At 28.8% G+C, this 24,695-nt stretch carries 17 protein-coding genes; all 17 read left to right on the forward strand.

What is annotated here, in order from left to right; all coding sequences use genetic code 11:
- The first annotated feature begins 44 nt into the window (after positions 1-44).
- The 17 genes from OLM53_RS00715 to OLM53_RS00795 all read left to right on the forward strand — a co-directional run bounded on the left by OLM53_RS00715 (position 45) and on the right by OLM53_RS00795 (position 24,529).
- A complete protein-coding gene (locus OLM53_RS00715; RefSeq protein ID WP_264521136.1) occupies positions 45-2,132 on the forward strand; it encodes a VapE domain-containing protein in 2,088 nt (695 codons plus the stop codon).
- A 43-nt stretch (positions 2,133-2,175) separates the two neighbouring features.
- Positions 2,176-2,685, forward strand: a complete 510-nt coding sequence (locus tag OLM53_RS00720) for a hypothetical protein (protein WP_264521137.1) — start codon at positions 2,176-2,178, stop codon at positions 2,683-2,685.
- Positions 2,686-3,024: 339 nt separating this feature from the next.
- On the forward strand, positions 3,025-3,429 hold the full coding sequence (locus OLM53_RS00725) for a hypothetical protein (RefSeq protein ID WP_264521138.1): 405 nt from the start codon (positions 3,025-3,027) through the stop codon (positions 3,427-3,429).
- Between the two features lie 36 nt (positions 3,430-3,465).
- The gene (locus OLM53_RS00730; protein WP_264521139.1) at positions 3,466-3,708 is read left to right on the forward strand and encodes a hypothetical protein; all 243 of its coding nucleotides are present in this window, start codon (positions 3,466-3,468) and stop codon (positions 3,706-3,708) included.
- Positions 3,709-3,747: 39 nt separating this feature from the next.
- Positions 3,748-3,972 carry a helix-turn-helix domain-containing protein gene (locus OLM53_RS00735; protein ID WP_264521140.1) on the forward strand — a complete coding sequence of 75 codons (225 nt, stop codon included), beginning with the start codon at positions 3,748-3,750 and terminating at the stop codon, positions 3,970-3,972.
- A 46-nt stretch (positions 3,973-4,018) separates the two neighbouring features.
- Positions 4,019-5,242, forward strand: coding sequence for a DNA cytosine methyltransferase (locus OLM53_RS00740; RefSeq protein ID WP_264521141.1), 1,224 nt, complete (start codon positions 4,019-4,021; stop codon positions 5,240-5,242).
- Positions 5,239-5,745: a hypothetical protein gene (locus OLM53_RS00745; RefSeq protein ID WP_264521142.1), complete on the forward strand. Its 507-nt coding sequence runs from the start codon at positions 5,239-5,241 to the stop codon at positions 5,743-5,745. The genes OLM53_RS00740 and OLM53_RS00745 overlap by 4 nt, the downstream gene beginning before the upstream one ends.
- A gap of 10 nt (positions 5,746-5,755) precedes the next feature.
- Positions 5,756-7,885, forward strand: coding sequence for a sensor histidine kinase (locus OLM53_RS00750; protein ID WP_264521143.1), 2,130 nt, complete (start codon positions 5,756-5,758; stop codon positions 7,883-7,885).
- Positions 7,886-8,974: a hypothetical protein gene (locus OLM53_RS00755; RefSeq protein WP_264521144.1), complete on the forward strand. Its 1,089-nt coding sequence runs from the start codon at positions 7,886-7,888 to the stop codon at positions 8,972-8,974.
- A gap of 59 nt (positions 8,975-9,033) precedes the next feature.
- Positions 9,034-10,503 (forward strand): ATP-binding protein, encoded by a 1,470-nt coding sequence (locus tag OLM53_RS00760; RefSeq protein ID WP_264521145.1) that lies wholly within the window; start codon positions 9,034-9,036, stop codon positions 10,501-10,503.
- Entirely contained in the window at positions 10,500-13,322 is a 2,823-nt protein-coding gene (locus OLM53_RS00765; protein WP_264521146.1) for a Z1 domain-containing protein, read from the forward strand. Before OLM53_RS00760 ends, OLM53_RS00765 begins: the two co-directional genes overlap by 4 nt.
- A 2-nt stretch (positions 13,323-13,324) precedes the next feature.
- Positions 13,325-14,296, forward strand: coding sequence for a PD-(D/E)XK motif protein (locus OLM53_RS00770; RefSeq protein WP_264521147.1), 972 nt, complete (start codon positions 13,325-13,327; stop codon positions 14,294-14,296).
- The gene (locus OLM53_RS00775) at positions 14,296-16,683 is read left to right on the forward strand and encodes an AIPR family protein (protein ID WP_264521148.1); all 2,388 of its coding nucleotides are present in this window, start codon (positions 14,296-14,298) and stop codon (positions 16,681-16,683) included. The genes OLM53_RS00770 and OLM53_RS00775 overlap by 1 nt, the downstream gene beginning before the upstream one ends.
- Positions 16,684-16,727: 44 nt before the next feature.
- Positions 16,728-21,248: a sacsin N-terminal ATP-binding-like domain-containing protein gene (locus OLM53_RS00780; protein ID WP_264521149.1), complete on the forward strand. Its 4,521-nt coding sequence runs from the start codon at positions 16,728-16,730 to the stop codon at positions 21,246-21,248.
- 2 nt (positions 21,249-21,250) lie between these two features.
- Positions 21,251-22,963 carry an AAA domain-containing protein gene (locus OLM53_RS00785; protein ID WP_264521150.1) on the forward strand — a complete coding sequence of 571 codons (1,713 nt, stop codon included), beginning with the start codon at positions 21,251-21,253 and terminating at the stop codon, positions 22,961-22,963.
- A gap of 26 nt (positions 22,964-22,989) precedes the next feature.
- Positions 22,990-23,310 carry a hypothetical protein gene (locus OLM53_RS00790; protein WP_264521151.1) on the forward strand — a complete coding sequence of 107 codons (321 nt, stop codon included), beginning with the start codon at positions 22,990-22,992 and terminating at the stop codon, positions 23,308-23,310.
- A gap of 148 nt (positions 23,311-23,458) precedes the next feature.
- Positions 23,459-24,529: a hypothetical protein gene (locus tag OLM53_RS00795; RefSeq protein WP_264521152.1), complete on the forward strand. Its 1,071-nt coding sequence runs from the start codon at positions 23,459-23,461 to the stop codon at positions 24,527-24,529.
- Positions 24,530-24,695 lie beyond the last annotated feature (166 nt).

Consider the following 24,695-nt stretch of genomic DNA (forward strand, 5'->3'; position numbering starts at 1 on the left):
CTCAAATCACTCATAACTTATAACTCATAATCCAGAACTCAATTATGGTAACAATATTCAAAAACTTCAACGAAGTAGTAGAACACAAATCAATACCGATAATTTTGGAAGAGATTAAAACAGGAAAGTACAAACACGCCATAGTGTACCTCCGAAAATCGTTGTCCGAAAAGAAACTCGAAGCCTACGAAAAAGCAAAGAAATCACTTCCGGCATTTACACCTTCAGGCAAATTTGTGGGCGGTAGAAAAATGGAATTCTTAGCTGAATATTCCAACACCATCATTTTAGACATCGATAAACTAAACCCGGTACAACTAACAAAAACCAGTCATTTAGCCAACCAATGCGAATTCACTTTTGCCAGTTTTATCAGTCCCTCCGGCAACGGATTAAAGATTCTGGTCAACGTAAAAACCACCAAAGCTGAACACAAAGAAACATTCCTATCAGTCCAGGATCATTATGAAAAACTACTAAACCTCCAAATCGACAAATCCGGTAAAGACATAACCAGACTTTGCTTTTATTCCTGGGATGAAAAACTCTATCACAATCCCGAAGCTTCAACATTTGTCACATCCAACGAAGTCTTGATGCCTTTAGCGGTAGAACCGCCAAAACTGAAAACTGAGACTGCGACTGCGACTGAAAACAGCGAAGCTGTTTACGCTCACTGCATAAAATTCACCGAAAAAAAAGTGCAATATGTGAATGGTAGCCGCAACGTATTTGTACATCAGTTAGCGTGCAACCTAAACCGAAAAGGAGTTTCGCTTCAGGAAGCTTTGGGATATATTTTAAATGATTTTGGCTATGACGAAAAAGAAGTAACACAAACAGTAAACAGCGCTTATGGAAATATTCACGAATTTGGTAATTCCGATAAAAAGAATACCACTAAAAAAACTAAGGAGAATAGTAATTATTCAATTGAAGAAAGTCTAGACGAAGACGACGAAGACAAACCTAAACCAACACAAATAGACCGTTTAGAGTTGTTCCTGTCAAATAAATATGTCTTTCGGCACAACATCGTTTCGGGCAAATTAGAGTTTCAGTATTTCAGTAAAAAGAAATGGAATGTGATGAACGATTTTATCGAAAACTCAATGCTGCGTGAGTGTTTAAAAGGAAGGTTGAAAACAAACCTTTCCTCATTACGAAACCTTTTGTATTCTGATTTTTGTCCGCTCTACAATCCTTTCGAAGATTACTTTGAAAATCTACCAAAGTATGACGAAAAAGAAGACTACATCACACAATTAGCCGACACCATTTCCACAACCAAACAAGAACTTTGGCAGCAGTGTTTTAAAAAGTGGTTGGTCGCTATGCTAGGTTGTGTTTTAGATGATAAAGTAATCAATCACACCGTAATTGTGTTCAGCGGCAAACAGGGATTAGGGAAAACCACTTGGGTTGAAAAACTAATTCCGAAACCTTTAAAAGAACATTTATTTTCCGGAACCATAAACCCAAACAACAAAGACACGTTGGTACAGCTTTCAGAATGTATGTTAATCAACTTGGACGAATTAGAAAACCTAAACCGTTCCGAGATTGGCAGCTTAAAAGAAATCATCACCAAGACACAAATCCGAATGCGGAAAGCCTACGGACAAAACAACGAAACCATGCCAAGACGCGCATCCTTCGCCGGAAGTGTCAACACAGCCCAGTTCTTAAACGACAGTACAGGGAGCCGAAGATTCCTTTGCTTTGAAGTCGAGCACATTCAGTACCAACACGAAGTAGATATAAATTTAGTCTACGCCCAAGCAATGAGCTTATTCAAAAGCGGCTTCCGGTTCTGGTTCGACCAAGAAGAAATCAAATCCATCACCGCCAATAACGAACAATACCAATTACACAGCCCCGAAGAAGAATTGTTGTTAACCTGGTTTGAACCTTGTGAAAGAGAAGTGGCAACAGCTTTTCTAAATGCTTCACAAATAGCGGCAAAACTGGCAGAAAGAACAAAGCTAAATCTAAACGACAGTACCATTAACAAACTAGGGAAAGCATTAAAAAAACACAACTTCATCCGATTGAAAAAGGAAGGTATCTATGTATATGCAATGCTCGAAAAGACGTATGAGGAAGTGGATAATAACAATAAAGTTATTTAGGCATTTTAATTTATTATCTATATTTACTAATCAATATTTATTTATGGAAACTATGTCAATTGATGGATTCTTTATATTACTTGAAAAATACTTAAATGATTTTCAAAATAAACCTTATAATTCAGATTATGAAGGAAAGATTTATGTTGGAATAAATGAAACGTTTAGTGGTTTTGCAGATGAAAAAGAAAGAAAATATTTTGTAAATTATTTATGTATGATTGTTTCTTTAGATTTAAAAATATATGAAGTAAAAAAAGAGCAGTATTCTAATTTAAAAAAAATATTTAATGCACCTAAATTTGAATATGGCTTATCAAACATTTACTATTATCCGGGTGCTATATTTTCAAGGTTCAATGTTGGCTTAGATACTTCAATTACTGAAAATTGCTTTAATAATTTTTTCAAATTCTTCTCTGATAAAATTGAAAAGCATGATTTAGAAATTGATTTCAATAGCATATTGAATTTAATCGTTCAGGATAAAGATATAAATACCGGTAATTGGGGTAATGATTTTTGTCACTGTATTTTAAAGAGAAAATTATAGTAAACAAGATGGGGTAACTTGGGTAACCAAAAAACATCGAAACTTTTTTCATTTTTTTCTAAAAATAAAAATCAGGATACATTAGAACAAAACAAAGCATATTGACACAACGTTAGTTTCAATTTGCTTTGTTTTTAGCGGGTAAGTCCAAATGTTTTAAAATACCTAAAATTTATTTTCTTTCAGTCAAAAAATGCTTACCCATCTTACCCTATTTTGGATTGTTAATATCGGTTAAAAAATTGTTTACAATTTGTTCAATATATTGCACTATATTAAATTGTTTTTATTATATTTGTTTTTGAATATAAGAAATAGTCTACTTAAAAATGATTAATTATGAAGTCAATTAAAAAAGGAAATGTTGTAAAATTCCATACACCATTACCAGACGAAAATCCAAACCAATTATATGTGGTTTTAGAGGTGATTGAAGATGGCGAAAGACCTAAAGCAGATATTCAGGCGTTAAATACGGGACTTTCTTTTCCGCCAATCAATACTGTGCGTCTTAGTGATTTAGAAGAGGTAGAAGTTGATACTAATGACTTAATGGGACATAAAGTAACAATCAATAAATCCGATTATTCGCAAGTGGAAGGAAGAGTGACAAAAGTAAGTGAACAAAAAATAGAAGTTAATCTTTCTAATGGTGTTCATGGGGTAGAAACTAATGTTTGGCTTACTGTTGTTGATAATAATGGTAAGGAACACTTAGGAACCTTATTTGTTAATCCAGAGTAAATAATGTAAAGATTGCCCAAATAAAATTCAATTATCATGAGTATATACATAAGTGACGAAGAAAAGCTAAAGCATCCATATTATAAATTGATGGAATTGAGAGGTGATGCATTGGAAACGGAATTAACTTCATGGTCCAGATTAGAACTAATAGAATGGCTTAGTTGGAATGACCGAAATGGGGTTTACAAAGATGAAGAGTCGTTGCGGGAGTTTGGTAATACAGTTAGTAAAGAAGAAGCGATTGAAATAATAACAAGGCAAATTACAGAAGCATAATAAATGAGTAATGTTAAATCTCAAGTAGTAGATAGTACAATGGAAAATCACCTCCATGATTACCGCTTAAGGATGGGTGAAACCATACGAGGAATTCGAGAAAAAAGAGGGTACAGTCAAGAGCAGTTGGCAGAAATTATGCAAATAAGCAGAACTACCATTTCTAAAATTGAAAACGGAAAGTTCGCAATTTCAATTGATTACCTAGTTAAGTTTGGATGGTATCTTAATTTCGATATAGATTTTGTAGACAAACTTATTTAATCAAAAAATTATATTAAACATCAAAACAACAACTGAAAAAAACACAATGAATTATATTGATTTGTTTGCCGGAGCAGGTGGTTTATCCGAAGGTTTTAAAAGAGCCGGATTTAATCCAATAGCTCATGTTGAAATGAATAGTCATGCTTGTAATACAATAAAAACAAGAATGGCTTATTACCACTTAAAAGATAATAATCAAGAAAATATTTACTTAGAATATTTAAAGCAAAAAATTGACCAAAAAACACTTTGGGACAGTGTTCCAAATGAAGTTTTAGATACAGTTATAAATACTGAAATATCAGATAAAACTATTAAAGATATTTTTAGTAAAATTGATAATCATAAGCAAAGCAAAAATGTTGACTTAATAATTGGCGGACCACCTTGCCAAGCATATTCTATTGTTGGAAGAGCAAGAGACCCTAAAGGGATGGCTGATGATCCAAGAAACCATTTATACCTTCACTATGTTCAATTCCTGAAAAAATACAAACCTAAAATGTTTGTTTTTGAAAATGTTCCAGGAATATTGTCAGCTAAAAACGGTGAGTTTTTAGAGAAAATCAAATATGCAATTGATAAGGCTGGTTATAAAGTGGAACATAAAACGTTGACTTCAAAAGATTTTGGGGTACTTCAAAATCGAAGAAGAGTAATTCTGATTGGTTGGAAAAAAAATATGAAATTAGAATATCCAACATTCGACAAATTTCCAATACAAGCAGAAATCATGAAAGACTTATTTTATGATTTACCAAAATTAAAACCAGGTGAAGAAAAAGCTCCTGCAAAATATACTAAACCAATAAATGACTATTTAAATCTTTCTAAAATTAGAAATGGGATAGATTTTACAACACAACACGTTTCAAGATTTAATAATGAAAGAGATTTAGAGATTTATAAGATAGCAATTGATTTATGGATTAATAAAGGAAAGAGATTAAGTTATGCTAATTTACCGGATGAATTAAAAACACATAAAAATGAGACCGCTTTCCTAAACAGATTTCAGGTTGTTGACCCAAAAGGAGTTTGTCATACAGTGGTAGCTCATATATGTGCAGACGGTCATTATTACATTTATCCATCTTTAAAACAAGTTCGTTCAATATCTGTTAGAGAAGCTGCAAGAGTACAATCATTTCCTGATGATTTCTTTTTCGAAGGTGGGAGAACAGCTGCGTTCAAACAAATTGGAAATGCAGTTCCGCCTTTAATGGCAGAGGGTATTGCTAATAAAATAAAAGAGATGATTCTATGATTAATTGGCAGTATTATCCTAAAAGAAAAGAAATACCAACTCATTTGAAAGATGTAGTTGATATTTTTGGTTTAAATCAAAGTTTAATTTCTTCGGATGATTTTACTTTAAATAGTAATGAAGTCTTAGAAAAAGTCTCATTAAATCTTTTAGAATTAAATTATCAAGTTGAAGTTTCAAAAAAAGCAATTGACAAAATTAAGGTACCTGTTCTTTTTGGAATGAATGGAAAGCTTGAAAAATATTTTGATGCGGATGCCTATAATGAAGACCTAAAAACAGTTATTGAAGTTGAAGCAGGCAGAGCAGTAACAAACTATCAATTTCTAAAAGATTTATTTCAGGCTTGTATGATGCACGAGGTAGATTTTTTAGTTATTGCTGTCAGAAATACATATAGAACAAATAAAGATTTTCAAAGCGTTATAACCTTTTTTGATACATTACAAGCGTCAGGTAGATTAACTCTACCATTAAAAGGGATATTAATAATTGGTTATTAAAATAAAGAAAATGAGTAAAACACCAATTCAAAATGGAGAATCATCATTAAGGCCTAAAGCAAGATTAATAAAAACTATAGGTGAAGATTTAATTAGCAACAATGTAGTTGCTATAATTGAATTAGTAAAGAATAGTTATGATGCTAACAGTCCCATTGTTGTGGTCGAATTTCAAGGAGAAGTTGATAGAATTGTCGAAGGGAAAAAAGAAAAAAGAGTTATCAAGAAGGAATTATCTAAACTAATTATCCTTGATGAAGGAGACGGCATGGATCTAAACATAATTGAAAATGTATGGATGGAGCCGGCTACTAATTTTAAGAAAAAATCTGAAAATGAAAATAAGCAAAGAAGGTTTACCGGTGAGAAGGGGATTGGAAGGTTTGCCTCAGCAAAACTAGCTAGTAAATTAGATATTTACACAAGAAAGAAAGACGACAATGAGATAGTTGTAAATTTTAATTGGGATGATTTCTCAGATGAAGAAAAATATTTAGAAGAGATTAAAACTAAGTGGTTTGTCAGAGAGCCAGAAACTATTTCAACTAATGGAACTATTCTCGAATTAAGCGAGTTAAGCAATTCTTGGGATGAACATCAAATTAGAGAATTAAGAGTTTCATTATCAAGATTATTAAGCCCAATATCACCAACAGAGGACTTTTTGATAGAATTGAGATTACCTGATGGTTTAGAAGACTTAAGTGGTTTGATTGAAAGACCAGAGACTCTAAATAGACCTGATTATTATATAAAAGGTTCCATTTCTGATGAAGGAATACCTGAAATAGTTTACTTCAGTAAAAAAAATAATGAAACAATTCCATTAAGCTTGTCAATTGAAGAGTTTAGTTTAAGAAATCCTAATAGACTTCCTATTTCTGGTCCATTTCAGTTTGAATTTAAAGTATGGAACAGAGATAGTGATTCTATAAAAAGTTTAGCAAATGATATTGAGTCAACAGTAAAGAACGTCAAAGGGGATCTAGATGATTTAGCAGGAATTAGTATTTATAGAGATAATTTTAGGGTTATACCATATGGAAATAAAAATAATGATTGGTTAAACTTAAATATTAGAAGAGTTAATAATCCGACAATGAGATTAAGTAATAATCAAATTGTTGGATATGTTTCTATTGGGCTCGATACTAATCCAGAATTAAAAGATCAAAGTAATAGAGAAGGTATTGTTGATAGTCAATCATTTGTTGACCTGAAAGAATTTATTATTTTAATTTTAAATGAGGTTGAAATTAGGAGATATAGTGAGAGACCTAGAGAAAATGACGATGTTATTAAGGGTAAAGAAAGTCTTTTTGATAGATTCTCTTTAAAAGAAGTTTTGGTTTATTTAAATGAAAAATTGCCTGAAAATAAGGAGGTCCTAGAATTAATTCAACAAAAAGAAATTGAAATTAATGAAGGTGTAAAAAAAGTTCAAGAAATAATATCTAGGTATAGGAGACTTACAACTTTAGGACAGTTAATAGATGTAATACTTCATGATGGTGGAAATTATTTAGGAAAAATTGATATTCAAGCAAACCTTATTAAACGCCAACTTAAAAATTCAACGATTAATTTTGACAGTATTGAATCAAATGCAGATAAAATAATAAAAATCAGAGAGGATTTTGCGCAATTATTCAAACGAATAGAACCTTTTGGTGGAAGAAAAAGAGGAAGACCAAAACAAATAATTGTTGAAGAAATTATTTATAATCAATTTTCTCTCGCTCATAGAGATTTGGAGAAACTTAATATTGATTATGAATTACCAAGCTCTAAAAATATCGTTACCATTGATGAAGCTGAATTAGGTATAATTTTAATGAATTTGATTCAAAATTCAATTTATTGGCTGGAGTCAGTAAATCATGAAAGAAAGATTTTTGTCAATGTAGAAAGAGATTTAGATTCGCTTTCTATAATTTTTAGTGATAACGGCCCAGGAATAAAAGATGGAACTGAGCTATCTGTTTTTGACCCTTATTTTAGCACAAAACCTGATGGGATTGGTCTCGGTTTGACGATAGTTGGAGAATTAGTTTCTGAATATAATGGTGATTTTTATTTATTAAATAATGGCCCACTCGATGGAGCAAATTTTAAAATAACTTTTAAACATAGAATATAAATGAATTTAAGAATATTATTTGTAGATGATGAAAAAATAGGTGAAGAATTAGCTGAGCTTTTTAATGGTACAAAAATAGGTGATTATACATTAGAGGCGTTCTCTGAGAATTCATTTGAAAGCGGATTAGAAAAAATTAAGGAAGAAGTTTTTGATTTGGTAGTATTAGATTTATGCAAGGGAAAAGCCTCTGATGAAGCGAAACAAGAAGGATTGAGTATATTAAAAGATATACAAGAAAGAACTTTTATACCCATTATATTTCATACAGCTGTTTCGCATAAAATTGAAGATTTAAAATCGCATGTAGTTGGGGTTACAGATAAAAAAGACGGGGTTGAAAATTTGAAAAATGAAATAGAGAGATTAATCAACTCAAATATTGTTAGTTTGAAAGATAAAGTTCATATTCTCATTGAAGAAGAATTTAAAAAATATTTTTGGGATACTATTCACAATGAAAGAGATAAATTTAAAATTGATGAAGAAGAAAAATCTTTAGCTTATTTAATTTTAAGAAGGTTATCTGCTTCTTTATCAAAAGATAATATAAAGGAATTGGTAGGTGATGAAAGGCAAAATCATGATGTGCTTCCTATGGAATTTTACATATATCCAGTTGAAAAGGTAAAAGAGTTTGAGGCCGGTGATTTAATTAATTTTAACGGGAAGGTTTATATATTATTAACTCCTGATTGTGATTATGTAGAGAGATTTAAAAAAGAAGTTAGTCAGGGTAGAAAAGCTGAAAGAGTACTATTAGCTGAAGTGAAAACAATTGAGAGTAATCAAATTTATCTTGATTACATTGGGAACAAAAAACCTGAGAATTTAGAAAAATTAAAAAGATTACTGTCTAATAATTATTCGGAAAGATATTTTTATTTACCAAAGACTCCTTTTATTGGCAATTCATTAATTGATTTTCAAGAAAAAATAATGGTAAATTATGAAGAGCTTGAAAAATCTTTCAGATTTACAAAATTAGATACACCATTTGCACAATCAATGATTACAAATTTTATTAGATATTATAATCGAATAGGATTCCCAGATATTGATAAAGAATATGTAATATCACAGCTTTAATGTGTAATTAACTTTTAAACACTATTAGAAACTGTTCTTAAATTAATGATGATAATTTGATGCAACAATACAAAGCAGAAAATGCTAAACCAAATCCAAAATCAACAATAAACTCATATCGTAGTTTTGGTTATAATCTTTCAACTGCAATAGCGGATATTATTGATAATAGTATTTCTGCTAACGCTGATACTATTGAAATTGATTTTATTTGGAAAGGAAAGGACTCTGTTATTTCAATCTTGGATAATGGAAAAGGGATGAATTTAGAAGAATTGATTGTTGCAATGACACCAGGAAGTAAAGACCCCGAAGATTTGAGAGACGAAAAAGATTTAGGAAGATTTGGAATGGGTTTAAAAACAGCTTCGTTTTCACAATGCAAAAGACTTACAGTTGCCACAAAAAAGGAAGGGTTTGCAACTATTAAACGTTGTTGGGATATTGATTTTATCAATAGTGAAGAAGAATGGACACTTTTAAATTATATATCAGACGAATCATATCTAGAAAAAATTGACAATTTAAAGAGCGGTACTTTAATTATATGGGAACTGTTAGACAGAATTGTTGGTGATGCTAAAGAAGAAAATGAAGCAGTTAAAAATGCTTTTTATCAGGAAATGGCAACGGTTAATGAGCATTTAAGCCTTGTTTTTCATAGGTTTATTGAAAGTAAAAAAATTAAACTTTTTTCAAATACTTATGAGATTGAAGCATGGAATCCTTTCTTGTTAAATCTTAATCCTAAACCGGAAATGGGACAATTAGAGGTCTTACATAAGAATGTGGAAGTCACCTATTTCATATTGCCTCACATGTCAAAAATCAGTAATGAAGATTATGAAAAATCTGGTGGACCATTAGGTTGGTACCAACAACAAGGATTTTATATTTACAGAGGTGACAGATTACTTGTTTCGGGAGATTGGTTAGGGATTGAAAAGAAGCGAGAGTACTCAAAGTTAGCTAGGATTGCTATTAATTTCCCAAATGCAAATGATTTTGATTGGAATCTTGATATAAAAAAATCTACTGCAACACCTCCAATTGAGATTAGAAAAGAATTAGCAAGAATAGCTAAAATAGCAGTAATGAAATCTGCTAAAATATATAATTGGAGAGGTCAAAAAACGATGTCTTCTGAATTCGCCGGTCAATCTGTAGAAAGCTTATGGAAAGATGAAACGAATAGAGAAGGTATAAAAAAGTATAAAATAAATAAAAGCCATCCAATTATAAAGCGTTTACTAGAATCTGACAAAGAGAATAAGTTATTTCAAAAAGCTTTAAAACTTATTGAAGAAAATATTCCGTTAGAGTTAATTTTATACAATCAAAATGAGAATCCTTCTTTTCATGAGTTAGAGAGCATTCCGGAAACACCAAGTGACGATTTAATTAAGTTGGCTGTAGAATTATTTAATATCTATATTGCTCAAGGTGTTCCAGCTAATTTAGCCAAACAACAAATAATGAATGCTACACCATTTAATTTATTTCCACTAATTAACGACTATTTAAAATGAGCGATATAAAAAACTCAGCTAGACTAATAGCGCATACTCTTTTATCTCATGCTAAAGAAAACGGTGATATAACAGATGAAATCATTTTAAGTGTAATAGACAGAGTTGAAACCACAATGGCTTCAATTAATCAAGTAATTGATAAAAGAGAATTATTTGAAATTTTGGTGGCTGACTTTAGTATTGGTAAAGGTTCAATCACATTAATGTCAGATGATTTAACACCATGGCTATATTCTAAAAAAGCAGAAATAAATTGGGAATTATGGAATAGATATGAATCATATATGTATGAAAAAGATCCTTCTTTTCCAATTAATGATTTAGATGATTTTACAGATAAAATTTTGGATAAATGCGTTAATCCAAAAGAGCAAGGTTCATGGGACAGAAGAGGAATGGTTGTTGGGCATGTTCAATCTGGTAAAACCTCTAATTATGTAGGTTTAATTAATAAAGCTACGGATGCTGGATATAAAGTAATCATAGTAATAGCAGGTACAATTAGTTCGTTGAGAAGACAAACTCAAGAAAGGATTGATGAAGGTTATATAGGTAAAAGTAGCTCAGCATACATTAACAATTATGGTGAAAATAAAATAATTGGTGTTGGTAAATATAAAGTTGATACCGATATTTATTCCTTAACATCTTCATTTTATAGAACCGGGGATGAAGGAGATTTTAATCAAGGAATTGCCAATAGACTAAACATCCCAATTGGTAAAAATCCAGTTGTATTTGTAATTAAGAAAAACAAAAGTATCCTTGAAAATTTAATTGATTGGTTTTCTAAAGATTCTAATATTAAAATGATTGATGGTCAACCTAAATTATTTGATGTACCAGCATTAATAATAGACGATGAAGCAGATGCAGCGTCTGTTAATGCAACAAAAGACATTAATGAAATTAAAACAATTAATAAATTAATACGAACTCTATTAAATGTATTCGACCAGAATACTTTTATAGGTTATACTGCAACACCTTATGCTAATTTATTTATTCCTCAAGATTTTAACGATGAGCTAACTACAGATGTAAAAGGTAAAAAATACTTTATTGGTCAAGATTTATTTCCAAAAGATTTTATAATAAATATTGTTGCTCCAAAAAATTATATTGGTGCTGCAAAAATATTTGGTTTAGAAAACCCTATAACTGGGGAAAGCCATGAACCGCTTGATGTATTCAGAGTTATTGATGATTATGATCCACCATTTTTTAAAACAATAAATAAAAATAACAAAGACGATTTACCGGAGTACCTACCTGAAAGTCTTGAAACTGCATTGAAATCTTTTATTCTTACTTGTGCTATTAGAAGATTAAGAGGACACGAAAAAAAGCATAATTCAATGTTAATTCATGTTGCATTATATGTAAAATGGATTGATAGAGTTGCTCTTTTGGTTAATGAAAGAATGAAAGATTTTAAAAACTATATTAGTGGTACTGATTCTAAATTTTTAAAAGAATTAGAAGAACTATATATTAATGATTTCATGCCTACAACTGAAAATGTACTTGAAAATATTGATTATACAGATAGTAGAATTGAGTTACATGATTGGGAAAAGGTTAAGTCTGAACTAAAAAAGGCAGCTTCTAAAATAGATATTAGAGCTGTGCATGGTACTCGTTCAACTACAAATTTGGAATATAAGAATATTGATGAAATTGACTATTCTAGATATGAAGATGGTTTGTCTGTAATAGCTGTTGGTGGTGGCAGATTGGCTAGAGGTATAACATTGGAGGGTTTGTCAATAAGTTATTATTTGAGAACTACCAGAATGTATGATTCATTAATGCAAATGGGTAGATGGTTTGGTTACAGACCTGGTTATGTTGATTTGTGTAGATTATATACAACAGCACAAATTTACGAGTGGTTTAATCATATTACTATGGCAACTGAAGAAATGAGATATGACTTTGATGAAATGACAACCAGAAATTTAAAACCAAAAGATTTTAGGTTAAAAGTACGTAATCATCATGGTTTATTAGCTATTACAAGCGTCGCAAAACTTTTTTGGGCTCAAGATATAACGATGTCTTTTTCTGGTTCAAATCCTCAAACCTATTTATTATTTAAGGATGAAAAATCAATCCTTAATAATTTTAATATCCTAAAAACATTATTTGAAAGACTAGGATTTCCAAGCTATTTAAATATTAAAACGAAAAGAAATAAAACAAGGTATTTGTTATATAGAAATGTTGATTTAGATGTTTTAACTGATTTTATTGAAAATTATAAAATCAATATCCCATCTATTAATAATCAGGTTATCTCGGACTACATTAAACTTCAACAAACCAAAAATAATATCAAGGAATGGAATGTTTGTATTGTTTCAAATACGAGTGATAAAGTATTGTTATATGATGAAGGTGTTGTTAGAAAACCAGAAAACAGACGGGAGTATGAACCTCAAAAATACAACCTTGCTGCCAATGGTAAAACTATAGAATTAGTATGCAGTGTGAGAAATCAAACTGAACAATCTGATTTATATAAAATCACAAAAAACCAAATTGATGATATTGTAGATCGTCAAGTTGACCTCTTAGAAGGAGGAAGCGGAAGTATAAAAGAACGAAGAGCAAGAGAAGGTAAAGGATTACTTCTAATTTATGCTTTAGATGCTAGAGGAACAACCAATGTTGGAAATGAAATTCCAATTATCGGTTACAGCTTACATTTTCCAAGAATAGAGGATGAAGTTCAAGTTTCCTATTCGGCTACAATTTATGATGAACTTGACAAGGAACCAATGGAGGATGATGATAATTTAGAAAACGAATAATTATGGTTAGTATCAAATCTATATGGGAAAGTCATGTTCCTACTGATGAAATAATTATAAAAACTCAAATTGAGGATGTAAAGCCATTCAAATGTTTTGCAGCTACAAATCATATAACAGGTAATCATTTATTCATATTTGAGACTTCTTTAAATGCAAAATACCCCGAGTTTAAAAATTTTAAATTCAAAGGGTTATTTATTGAAGTTTATGATTTTACTGAAACTAAAGAATTACACATTTATTTGTTAGACAATCAGCTTAAAGATATTTTTAGCTTATTTATTGAAAATATTATTGAAGATATTTCAAAATGTGTGACTGAAAATGAAGCATTAGTTGAAACTTCTAATGTTGTTTTAAAATGGAAAAAGCTTTTCGATAAAATAAATTTTCAAGGTCTAACAATTGAAAGGCAAAAGGGGTTAATTGGCGAATTACTACTTTTTAATTCCTTGTTAGACGAAGAGTATTCAATTGATAAGTTACTTGAAAGTTGGACTGGACCGGATTATGAAGATAAAGATTTTTTATTTGGTTCATTTGGTGTTGAAGTTAAGTTGACTTCATCTAAAGTTCCGAAAATTAAAATATCAAGTGAGAGGCAGTTAGATAGCGAAAACTTAACCAAATTATATTTGGTTTTATATGTTGTGGAAGAAATAAAAGACAAAGGGTTTTCTTTAAATTCTATAGTTGAACAAATTAGGGCTAAAATTAATTATAATCAGAATGCTTTAAAATTTTTCAACGAAAGGCTTTTGTTGGTAGGCTATTTTGATGAAGATTTTGAGAATTATAATAGACAATATGCTTTCAGAAAAAGAAATTTTTATGAAGTCACATCTGCCTTTCCAAAACTAGTAGCTTCTCATTTACCAATTGGGTTATTTGATACAAAATACAATATTGAATTATCTGCTGTTGAACAATTTATAATAAACAATGAATCAATTCTTGAATTAATAAAATAATGGAGAGAGGATTAAAAAATTATATTGAAGCAATTCAATCAGATGTTGCAGCGTTAGTCTATTCAGATGGTGAAGGTGCCAGCTTTGAAGATAAATTCACGGAACATTGCATCGAGATATTAGATAGTATTGGCAAATCAGAAGGAGCAAGAGTTTTATCTTATATCAACCCAGATTCACAAGGACGGGTTGATTGGAAAATAAATGGATATTGTTTGAAAGATGAGTTTAAAGATGATTCTAACAAAGTTTATTTTGAAACGCTTGACTTATTCATTACAAATTTTAATCAAACAACCTATGATTATAATATAACAAAAGATGATTTTAATAAAAGTATAAATCAAATTAAAAAGTTTTTAAATGCAGCACTTAAAGGTCATATCGATTATGTTGACCCAGCGCAAGCAGAATTGAATCAACTTTTAAAAATTATTATCAAACAAAAAGCAAATTTTGATAGAATAAATATATTTTTCTTAATCAATGGTAATTCAAACCATGATTTGGAAAAGGTAGTCATTAAAGGTTTCGACGATTTAGATGTTTTCGTTCATGTATGGGATGTTCCGCGGTTTTATAAGCTAAGTGAGTCATCAAGTAATAGAGAACCTATAGAAATTGATTTTAAAACCTTAATTTCAAATAGTAGTCATGGTATTCAATGTTTGAAAATGCCAAATTTGAACGAACTTTATGAATGTTATTTAGCGATATTACCTGGTGAAGTTCTCTCAAAACTTTATAAAGAGTACTCAAACGAATTACTTGAAAGTAATGTTAGAGCATTTTTAGGACAAACGGGTAAGTTTAACAAAGGTATTAGAGATACCATAAGGGAAAAACCTCAAATGTTTTTACCATATAATAATGGAATTACAGCAACAGCAGAAAATGTAGAAACGATAATTAGTGACAATCAATTGTATTTAACAAAACTATTAGATTTTCAAATTGTTAATGGTGGTCAAACTACGGCATCACTATTCCACACTCAAAAAAAATTCAAAGACGCTGATTTGAGTAATGTGTTTGTGCAGATGAAATTAACGGTTATTAAGGATGTAGAACAGAAAAACATTGAGGTTCCAAACATTGCTCGTTACGCAAATAGCCAAAATAAAGTATCAGAATTAGATTTGTCTTCTAATAACCCGTTTTTTGTTCAAATTGAATCAATATCAAGAAAGAAATACGTTGTAAATCCAGAGAATCGAAATTTATCTACTCTTTGGTATTTTGAGCGTGTAAATGGTCAGTATAAAGAATCCTTAAATAAATTGACTACACTAGTTCAGCAAAGAAAATTCAAGGAGCAAAATCCAACAAATCAAAAGTTTATTAAGTCAGATGTCGCAAAATTTATTAATATATGGGAGCTAGAGCCACATTTTGTTTCTCAAGGTGCTCAGAAAAATTTTATTCATTACACTAAAAAAATAAATGAATTAGTTAAAAAAAACAAACTGCCTGGTGAAAATTTTTATAAAAAGTTAATAGCAAATGCCATCCTTTTTAAAGCTGTCGATAAACTATTTGGAAGAAAGAATATTGACGCAATTGGTGATACTAACTTAAAATCATTCACAGTAGCATATACACTTTCGTATTTTTATTATCTAACCGATAATAGAATTGATTTATGGAAAATTTACGAGGAACAGCGCGTTGATATCAGAATTATTAATGAATTACAAAAATTGATTGTTTTTGTATACAATCAGTTGGTTAAATCTTCAAATAACTCTTTGATTTCAGAATATGCAAAAAGAGACTCTAGTTGGAAACTATTAAAAGAAGAGAACTATAAAATTAATATCGAAAACTATTCTGATTGTTTTGTTACAAAAGAAGTAGTTCTATCAAGAGAAGTTGAAACTGAGGAGATTGATAATAAATCTGAAAATAATTTAATGAATATTACCAAAATACTAAGTTTTGGTAATAAGTTTTGGGATGGGATGTCAAAATTTTCTATGAATATTGATGAATTAAAAGATGCATCCACTGATTTATGGGAGATTGCAAATAAAATAAAAAGATCAAAAAATCTAAATAGTAGAGATATTAATATTAGTAATAGGTGTATTTTATATATTGAAGAAAATAAGATTAATATAGATGATGTAAAATCTTTATCTAATGAAATAGAAGTAGAGGTTGTTGATATTAAAGCAATTTATGACAGGTTAAAATTAATATCAAAAAACGACTGGGCTAAAATTTTCGGTTTAGGTGAACAAACTAAAATATTTGATAATCTAGAATTGTTTAATCTAAAATCAGTTCAAAAATCAATTTCAAAAAACGAAAGTATAAAAGAAATTAACATTATAAATGCCTTAAAATCAATTAAAAAGCTAAAGAAATTTGGTTTAATTTATTAGATAGTATTATTATTCATCGCAAAGACATAAAAATACATACCATAATGACTTGGCAAGAAATAAAATCAAAGTATAAAACTAGTGAAATATACAATTTACAAATTGTAAAAATTTTGCATGGTCCTCAATTAGTGTTATTCAAAATTGAAGGATATGATTGTAGATTACATGTTTCTAATATTGCGAATGAACCAGAGCTATCTAATAAATTATTTTCAGTTATTAACGTGGGTGATATTATTTCCGTAGTTATTATTGGTTATAATGATGAAAGACAAAATATAAATCTAAGCACAAATGTATTTAGAACTCATTTAGACAATATTTTATCCTTTACAAAAAGCAAAAAAATTATTGAAGGGAATTTGAAAACGCATCTTTCATTACCTTCAAAGTTTTTAAAACAAAATAGGAATATTTTAGATAGATTAAGAGGTGATTTATCTTCAAATGAATTAACTTTTTTATATGAACTAATTCAAAATGCTGTTGACCATCCAAATAAAAATTTCAATAACGTTTCAGTAACATTTGAAATTTTTGATAAATATTTATTAGTTAAACACAATGGTTCATTATTTACAGAAAATAATTTTGAATCAATTACGGGTATTTTAGCTGGAGAAGAAATTAATGAAAATGATAGGGAGAGAATTGGATATAAAGGAATTGGTTTTAAATCAGTTTTTAGATATTCTCATAATGTATATATTCGCTCAGGAAATTTCAGTTTTTCATTTAATAAGGCTATTTCAGGTGCAGAAACGCCTTGGGAAGTACTACCAGTTTTTCAACTTGAAAAAGACAAAGTAGAAGAAATCCAACAATTCGATTTTTTTAATGTACCAGTTGCTTTTGCTATTGAGTTAATAAACGAAGAACTCAAGAATGATGTAATCAAGTATTTAAAACAATTATCTCAAAATCCATATTTATTAATTTTTTTAGAAAATTTAATTCGTATAGAAATTAAAGTTCCTGATAATTATTACTGTTTGCAAAAAGAAATTGAGAATCAAAATAACTTCGATATTTTAACTTTAAAATCAAACGAAGTAGTTCAAGGTAAATTTTTAACCTATTCAAATGAGTATAAAATTACTAACCCGGAAGTAATTGCCGAATTATTAGATGAAAATAATACAGCTATTCCATCTAAAATGAGAAATTTTAGAAAACCTAAAGTTAGTATAGCATTACCACTAGATGAAAATTTAGAACTTATTAATTTGTTCACTTATTTACCATTGTCAAATACTAAACATGGCATTCCGTATATTATAAATGCGGATTTTATCCCTGATCTTGATAGGACAGATTTAGTTCGTAATTTAAAATACAATTCCGAAGTTTTAAAATTTGCTTCAGAAGCATTAATATCTTTTTCACAGCTTCTAATTAATGAAGGTAGGTATTCAGATTTTCTAAAATTGATACCTGATTTTGAAAATAGTAATATTAATGCTTTGGCAATTATCAATGATAACTATATCGAAAATAGTGTTGTTTTAGAATTGCCTTGTAACGATAATTCTAAAATAAAAAAGGAAAATCTAATAATTGATAAAACCGGTATATTTAAAATTATTGATGAAAAGCACTTAAATGAAATTGAAAAATATAGAGATAAAAAAATTCTCTCTTCAATTATTAATGATGAAGAAAACAAACTTCAATATTTCTTAGATATTGAAATATTTGATGATGTTGATTTATTAGAATTACTAAGTCTTCAATCAATCCAACAAATATACTTTACTGATTTAAAGAGTTTAATCAGCTTTTTATTCAAAATTAGACATTTAGAGTCTTCAAAAAAGATTCACAGTTTACTTAAAACAAAAGTAAAACCATTCAAATTAAATGAAGAATATTATCACTTATCAGACATTACTTTAAATATTGAAGAAGTTTATAAAGAAACATTCAAATATCTTGATTTATATATACCTTCTCCAAAAGAATTAGAAGAAGTTTTGGTAAAACATTCTAGAATAAAATCTTTATTTGATATTTTATCAGTTGACGAATACGATACGGAATATACCATAGATTTAATAGTTAAAAATATTAAACCCATAATAAGTAAGCTTTCAATTATTGAAAGTGATGAAATAGAAACAATTGAATTTAAAAAGTCTACTCTTTCTAATTTATGGTTTTTTCTTTTCATTAATAAAAACCTTGCGGATTATAGAAACAATCTTTTAGTTAATAATCAATTTTCTGAACTTCTAATTGAATGTAATGACGGGCAATTGATTGTATTGAAGGATGCTATAATGATGAAAGTGGATAATAGTAAGGAAGATTACTCATTCTTAAATGAAAGATATGGTGACAAAGAAATGAATTATGTTAACATTGATAAAATATGTATTGAATACAAAATTCAAAAAAATGAATTTATTAAATTTATAAAACAAATTGCTGATATCGAAATTACAGAAAACAGACTATTTAATAGAACATTAAGAAAATTATCTAAAAATGATTTTAAAGAAGTTCATAGCAGTAATCAAAATGATATTTTAAACTCATTAATATCCATTTTTAACTTTCTCAGCACAATTAAAGATCTTGATGTAAATCGCGACAATTTATTTAATTTCCCAATATTATGTTCTGATAATTCAATTGTCAGCCCAGCAAAATTGAATTTATTTATTGACAATTCATTTTCAAAATATATTGACGAAGTGGATTTTTATTCTAAAGAATTATTTCAAAACATTGATGATGTAAAATATATTTCATCTGAATACATGGAATTGTTAGATAAAAAAAATCATATTGATTTTTATAATTTTTTATTGAAATTTAATATCACTCCTGGCATTAAAATTAATCAATTAAATGAAAAAAAGGAATTTAAAACATATCCATTTCCAATTGGTAATTATACTGTTAGAGACAATTTTTTTTACATCGCTTTTTTTAAACTTATTAATAATAAATATGACAACTTAAATATATTTTGGAATAAGTTAATTAATATTAGTGACTATCATTTAATTATAAAAAAAGTAAACACAGGCCTTACTCATCCAAAAATTAATGAAAGTCTTTTTATATTATTTTTAAATTATCCAGACAATAAATATTTCCCTATTAAAAGCGGTATTTGTGTTTCAGCTCAAGAGGTGTATTCTCCATATTTAGAAATTTATTTAAAGGATAATGATAATTGTTTAACTTTTGATATTAAGAAATTTAACGGTCTTGCTGAATGTTTAAATTTTAAAGACAAACTAGATAATCAAGATATTATAAAAGCATTGCTGTCAAATAAAGAATATGAAAATAACGATTATAAGAATTTAATTTTTGACCATCTAAACAATGCTGATTTTACGAATGAACAAAAAGGTATTATTTGTGAATCTATTGAATTTCGATGTTCAGATAATGAATATAGAAAAATAACTGATACCATCTATCTAGATAAATCTTTAGAATCATTACCAATTTCTATAATATCAAAATCTAACGACTTATATAAAATTTCCATTGACAGTCTTGATTATAATGAAGAATTTAAAAATAAACTGACTGAACTTGGAATTACAGTTGTTAGAGATGTTAATTTAACTGTAAATCATACAAAAGAAGAAATTGAAAGCGTAATAATAATTAAAGAAATTCAAAATGTTGTTAATGAATGCTTTAACGACAAAATAATAGCTCACGATATTTCTGAAATTGAATATTTTTTTAATACCTATGATTTTGTTCAATGCTCAAATATTGAAATAACGTTCGATAATCATCCTACTTATTCTGAGCCCGTTATGTTCTATAATGATCAAAATAATAAGAAATTATTTTTTGCCGATGAAATAATTCTATTAGATGTCTTATGTGAAGAATTTGGAATAAATAATGTAGATAAAATAGTCATTAGAAAAAACCTTAACAAGCTTAAAGTAATTAAAAATGAGGAAAATATAGATTATTTAAATAAAACTCTAGAAACAAAATACACCAATCCAAACGATTTTTCATTAAGTGAAATAGAAACTCTTAAACAAATTATCGGTGGAGAACTTACCGAGGAATTAACATCTCAATTAGAAGCAAACTTTTCGGCTTCACTTAAAGGAATATTAAATTTGGATAATATTGGCTTCTCTCCAAGTAACCCAGAAGAATTTCGGGAAACAAATGTCAAATCTTTCAAAAATGATAAAGGGGAAATACGAAACATTATTTTTCGCTCCTCAGTAAAAGGATTATTGTATTTGGATCCTTACAGCTGGAAAAAATTAGAAGGTGATAATATAGAGCTTTGGATTTACTTAGGTAATGAAGATTTCAAAATAATATATTCAAAAGACGATTTAATAAACTTACCCTATAATCCATATACATTAATCCGTGTTGATAATAGTGCTAAAGATATTGAATTAGTAAATAAATTAATGGGAAACGCTGCAGTCAGTTCTACTAAATTATTATTCATTACAAATCAAGAAATGGCTGAAAAATTAAATACCGATATTTTTAATAATGAAAATAATCAGATTACAAAGAATAGTAATATTGGTGACGAAAATTATTTATAAGTATGGGTTCATTAACTAGAGACAAACAGATTAAATTTTATGAAAGAGAAATAGAATCTCTTCTAAATGAATATGAACTTTATTTTAAATCCAATATTGATGACTTAAAAAACTCTAAAGAATTATTTTTAGGTATTTATTTGGGTACACATAGCATAAGAGGTAATTGTATTGTAAAATTTAGAAAAACAACAGCGCCAGCTTTAAAAGTACCTCTTTTAGCATTAAAGTTTCCTGATTCTGTTTTTGATTTCTCAACTTGGAAAAATATCTCATATGAAAACCTAAGAAGTAATGCTGAAATTACTTCAGATGTACTTCCAATCTTTATTCAAAAAAACGAAAAGGAAGAATTTATTGAAGTTGGTTTTAGCCAGGCAGAAATTACTTTTTTAGAATCATTAGTAATTGGTCAATATATTGTTTTTGGAAGAAAAGAACCTCCAATAAAATATTATACTAACTTAATTGAAGCAACAAAAAAAATTAACTCAGATTCAATGCCAGGAAGAATTCTTGATAATGAATACAATGATAATAATTTTGAGGTTTCCAAAGAAGATAAAAATACAGATGTTTTAGTAGAAATAAATGATAATTTTGATAGTTCTGATGTTGCTATTATTCAAGGACCACCTGGTACTGGTAAAACAACAATTTTAGCTAAAATTTGCAATTATTTATTAGAACACAACAAATCAGTTTTAGTGACCGCTTTAACAAATCGTGCTTTAATTGAATTAGTCTCGAAGGATGGTTTATCAAATCATTTAAATGCTGGTAAAATTTCAAAAACTAATTTAAATTCAGAAGAGCAAAAACATTGTAAAGGGCTAAAAAATTGTGAAACAGTCTTACCAGCTAAAGGAGAGTTAGTATTGACTACATATTATAAAATGACGGGCATTGCTAATGAAACAGATTTTCAAACTATTTTTGATTATGTAATATTAGAAGAAGCCAGTCAATCTTTTTTAGGTACAATTGCTTGTGCTAAAGCTCTTGGTCGTAAATTATTAATAGTTGGTGATCATATGCAGTTACCTCCTGTTGTTTCACAGAGAAATCCTTCTATTATTGATAAAAAAATAAATTGGCTTATATATGGGCTAAAGCATTTTGCTTCAAAAGAAGAATGTCTAAAAATAAGATTGACAGGTTCATATAGATTACTTCCTGAAGCGGTTAACCAAACTGGTATTTTCTATGATAACTCTTTAATCTCATTATCTGAGTTAGAAACACCTTCTATCCAATTTGAAAAATTAAATAATCTATTTAATCCTAAAGGAGGAACTTCAATATATTTTTCAGATATAAAACATGAAGGCAAGTTTACAATTTCAATTGCATCATTACTGATTAGAATAATAAAGGAATTACAAAGTGAAAAACCAGATTTAGAAATAGCCATATTGACAGCGTTCAGAAAATCACGTAATTTTCTACAAGACAACATTTATTCTGAAATATCTAATAATGAAAACATTGTAATTGAAACAATTGATAGAATTCAAGGTTTAACATGTGATTTTACTTTTTTTATTATACCATATGACAATCCTAGTTTTAGTTTTAATATAAATCGTTTTAATGTAGCTACGAGTAGAGCAAGATATTGTACACTAATTATAACTGATTCAATTTTTGAGAATATTAACCCAGCTAATGGATTAGTAGCTGAGTTTTGGAATAAAATAATAACCAATTCATAAATTCATATTTTATATTTTAAAAATAAATGGGAAACATAATAGCATCAAAATGTAAATCTTGTGGTTTTTCAAACGAGTTCAGATACGGTGGAGGTAGATTTAGTTATCAAACCAATTGTCCGGTTCCAGCAATTAATAAGGAAACCTTAGAATTTGAAAATATAAATTATTTAGAACACAAGAATTCAGATAAGTATCTATTTTACTCTGATGATGTTTTAAAAGGGAATAATTACGATAACAACACAATCAATAATTTTGATTTAAAATTAAATTCGGTCAATAATTATTGTCCAAATTGTAAAGAAAAAGCATTAGCCTTCCAGATAACTATGTTTGTTGATTAAGTAAAGTAATTATCTCATTCAACTTCATAAAAATCGCTTCTAGTCCAAGTATTCCTAGCATCAATTATTTGTTTGCTTCATTTCGCTAATTTAGTTTTTCAAGTAACATATATTATCTTTAATTGTAATTTTTAAAGAGTTATTTTATATGGAAACAATTGAACTATCAAGAAAGCAATTATATGATTTGGTTTGGTCTACACCAATTTCAAAATTGACACAGCAGTATGCGATTTCAAATGAAGGGTTTAAAAAAATCTGTAAAAAATTTGAAATTCCTATGCCACCAAATGGTTTTTGGCTAAAACTCAAATTCAATAAAAAAGTTAAAATAGAGAAACTAAATCCTATTTTCGGAGGTATTGATAAAATTGTTATGACATTAAGAGAAGAGGGAAACACTATCAATGTTGACCAAACTCCATTAACAATAAGAACCAAAGAAATTGAGAATGATCCCAATGCTCCTTTGATAGTTCCGGAAACTATAACAAAGCCAGATATACTTACTATTCAAACAAAGGATTATTGGAAAGGTAAAATAAAATTCAATTCTTATCGTGAGGATAATAGAATTGTCTATCCTATAAGAGTTGGGGAGGATTGTGAAAAAAGAGCATTACTTTTCATGGATACTTTTACAAAATTATTACGATATAGAGGACATACTTGGAGTAAAGAATATAGCTATACTGGTGTTTTAATCGATACTGTTTTCATTGAAATCGATTTAAGAGAAGCTTCAAAGAGAATTCCTCCAACAACAAAATATGGCTCTTCTCAATACATTCCAACGGGAGAGTTCATTATTAAAATGGGGAAATACTCTGGTGAAAGAGAATGGCGTGATGGCAAAGCCAAAGTTGAAGAAATGTTAGCGAAAATAATGGCTAAGCTTGAAATCTATGCAGCTGAAGAAAAAATCCAGAAAGAAAGAAATCGTATTTGGCACTTAAACTATGAAGCAGAATTAAAAAGGAAGGAAGAAATAAAACAACGAAGAAACGAAGAGGTCGAAAAATTCAATAAACTCGTAAAATTATCGGAACAATACAATAAATCACTTTTAATTAGGAAATACATTGAAGCAAAAAAAGAGAAAGCGCAAAACGAAAATACTCTAGACCAAGAAACACAAGAATGGATAAAGTGGGCAAATGACAAAGCAGATTGGTTAGATCCATTAATCAACAAACATGATGATATATTGGACAATTAACTAAATTATCTAAGCCAGACGTTTTACATTTCAGTTGCCACTCCTTTGCCAACGCTCCCAAAAAAATTACTGGCACAGTTTTTAAAAAAAAAACACGTACGCTTCGCAACTTGCGCCAGTAATTTTTTTTCCCAAAGCTTCTTTACATAATGTGGCGTTATAGCTC

It is taken from the genome of Flavobacterium sp. N1994, from assembly GCF_025947145.1.
GTDB lineage: Bacteria > Bacteroidota > Bacteroidia > Flavobacteriales > Flavobacteriaceae > Flavobacterium.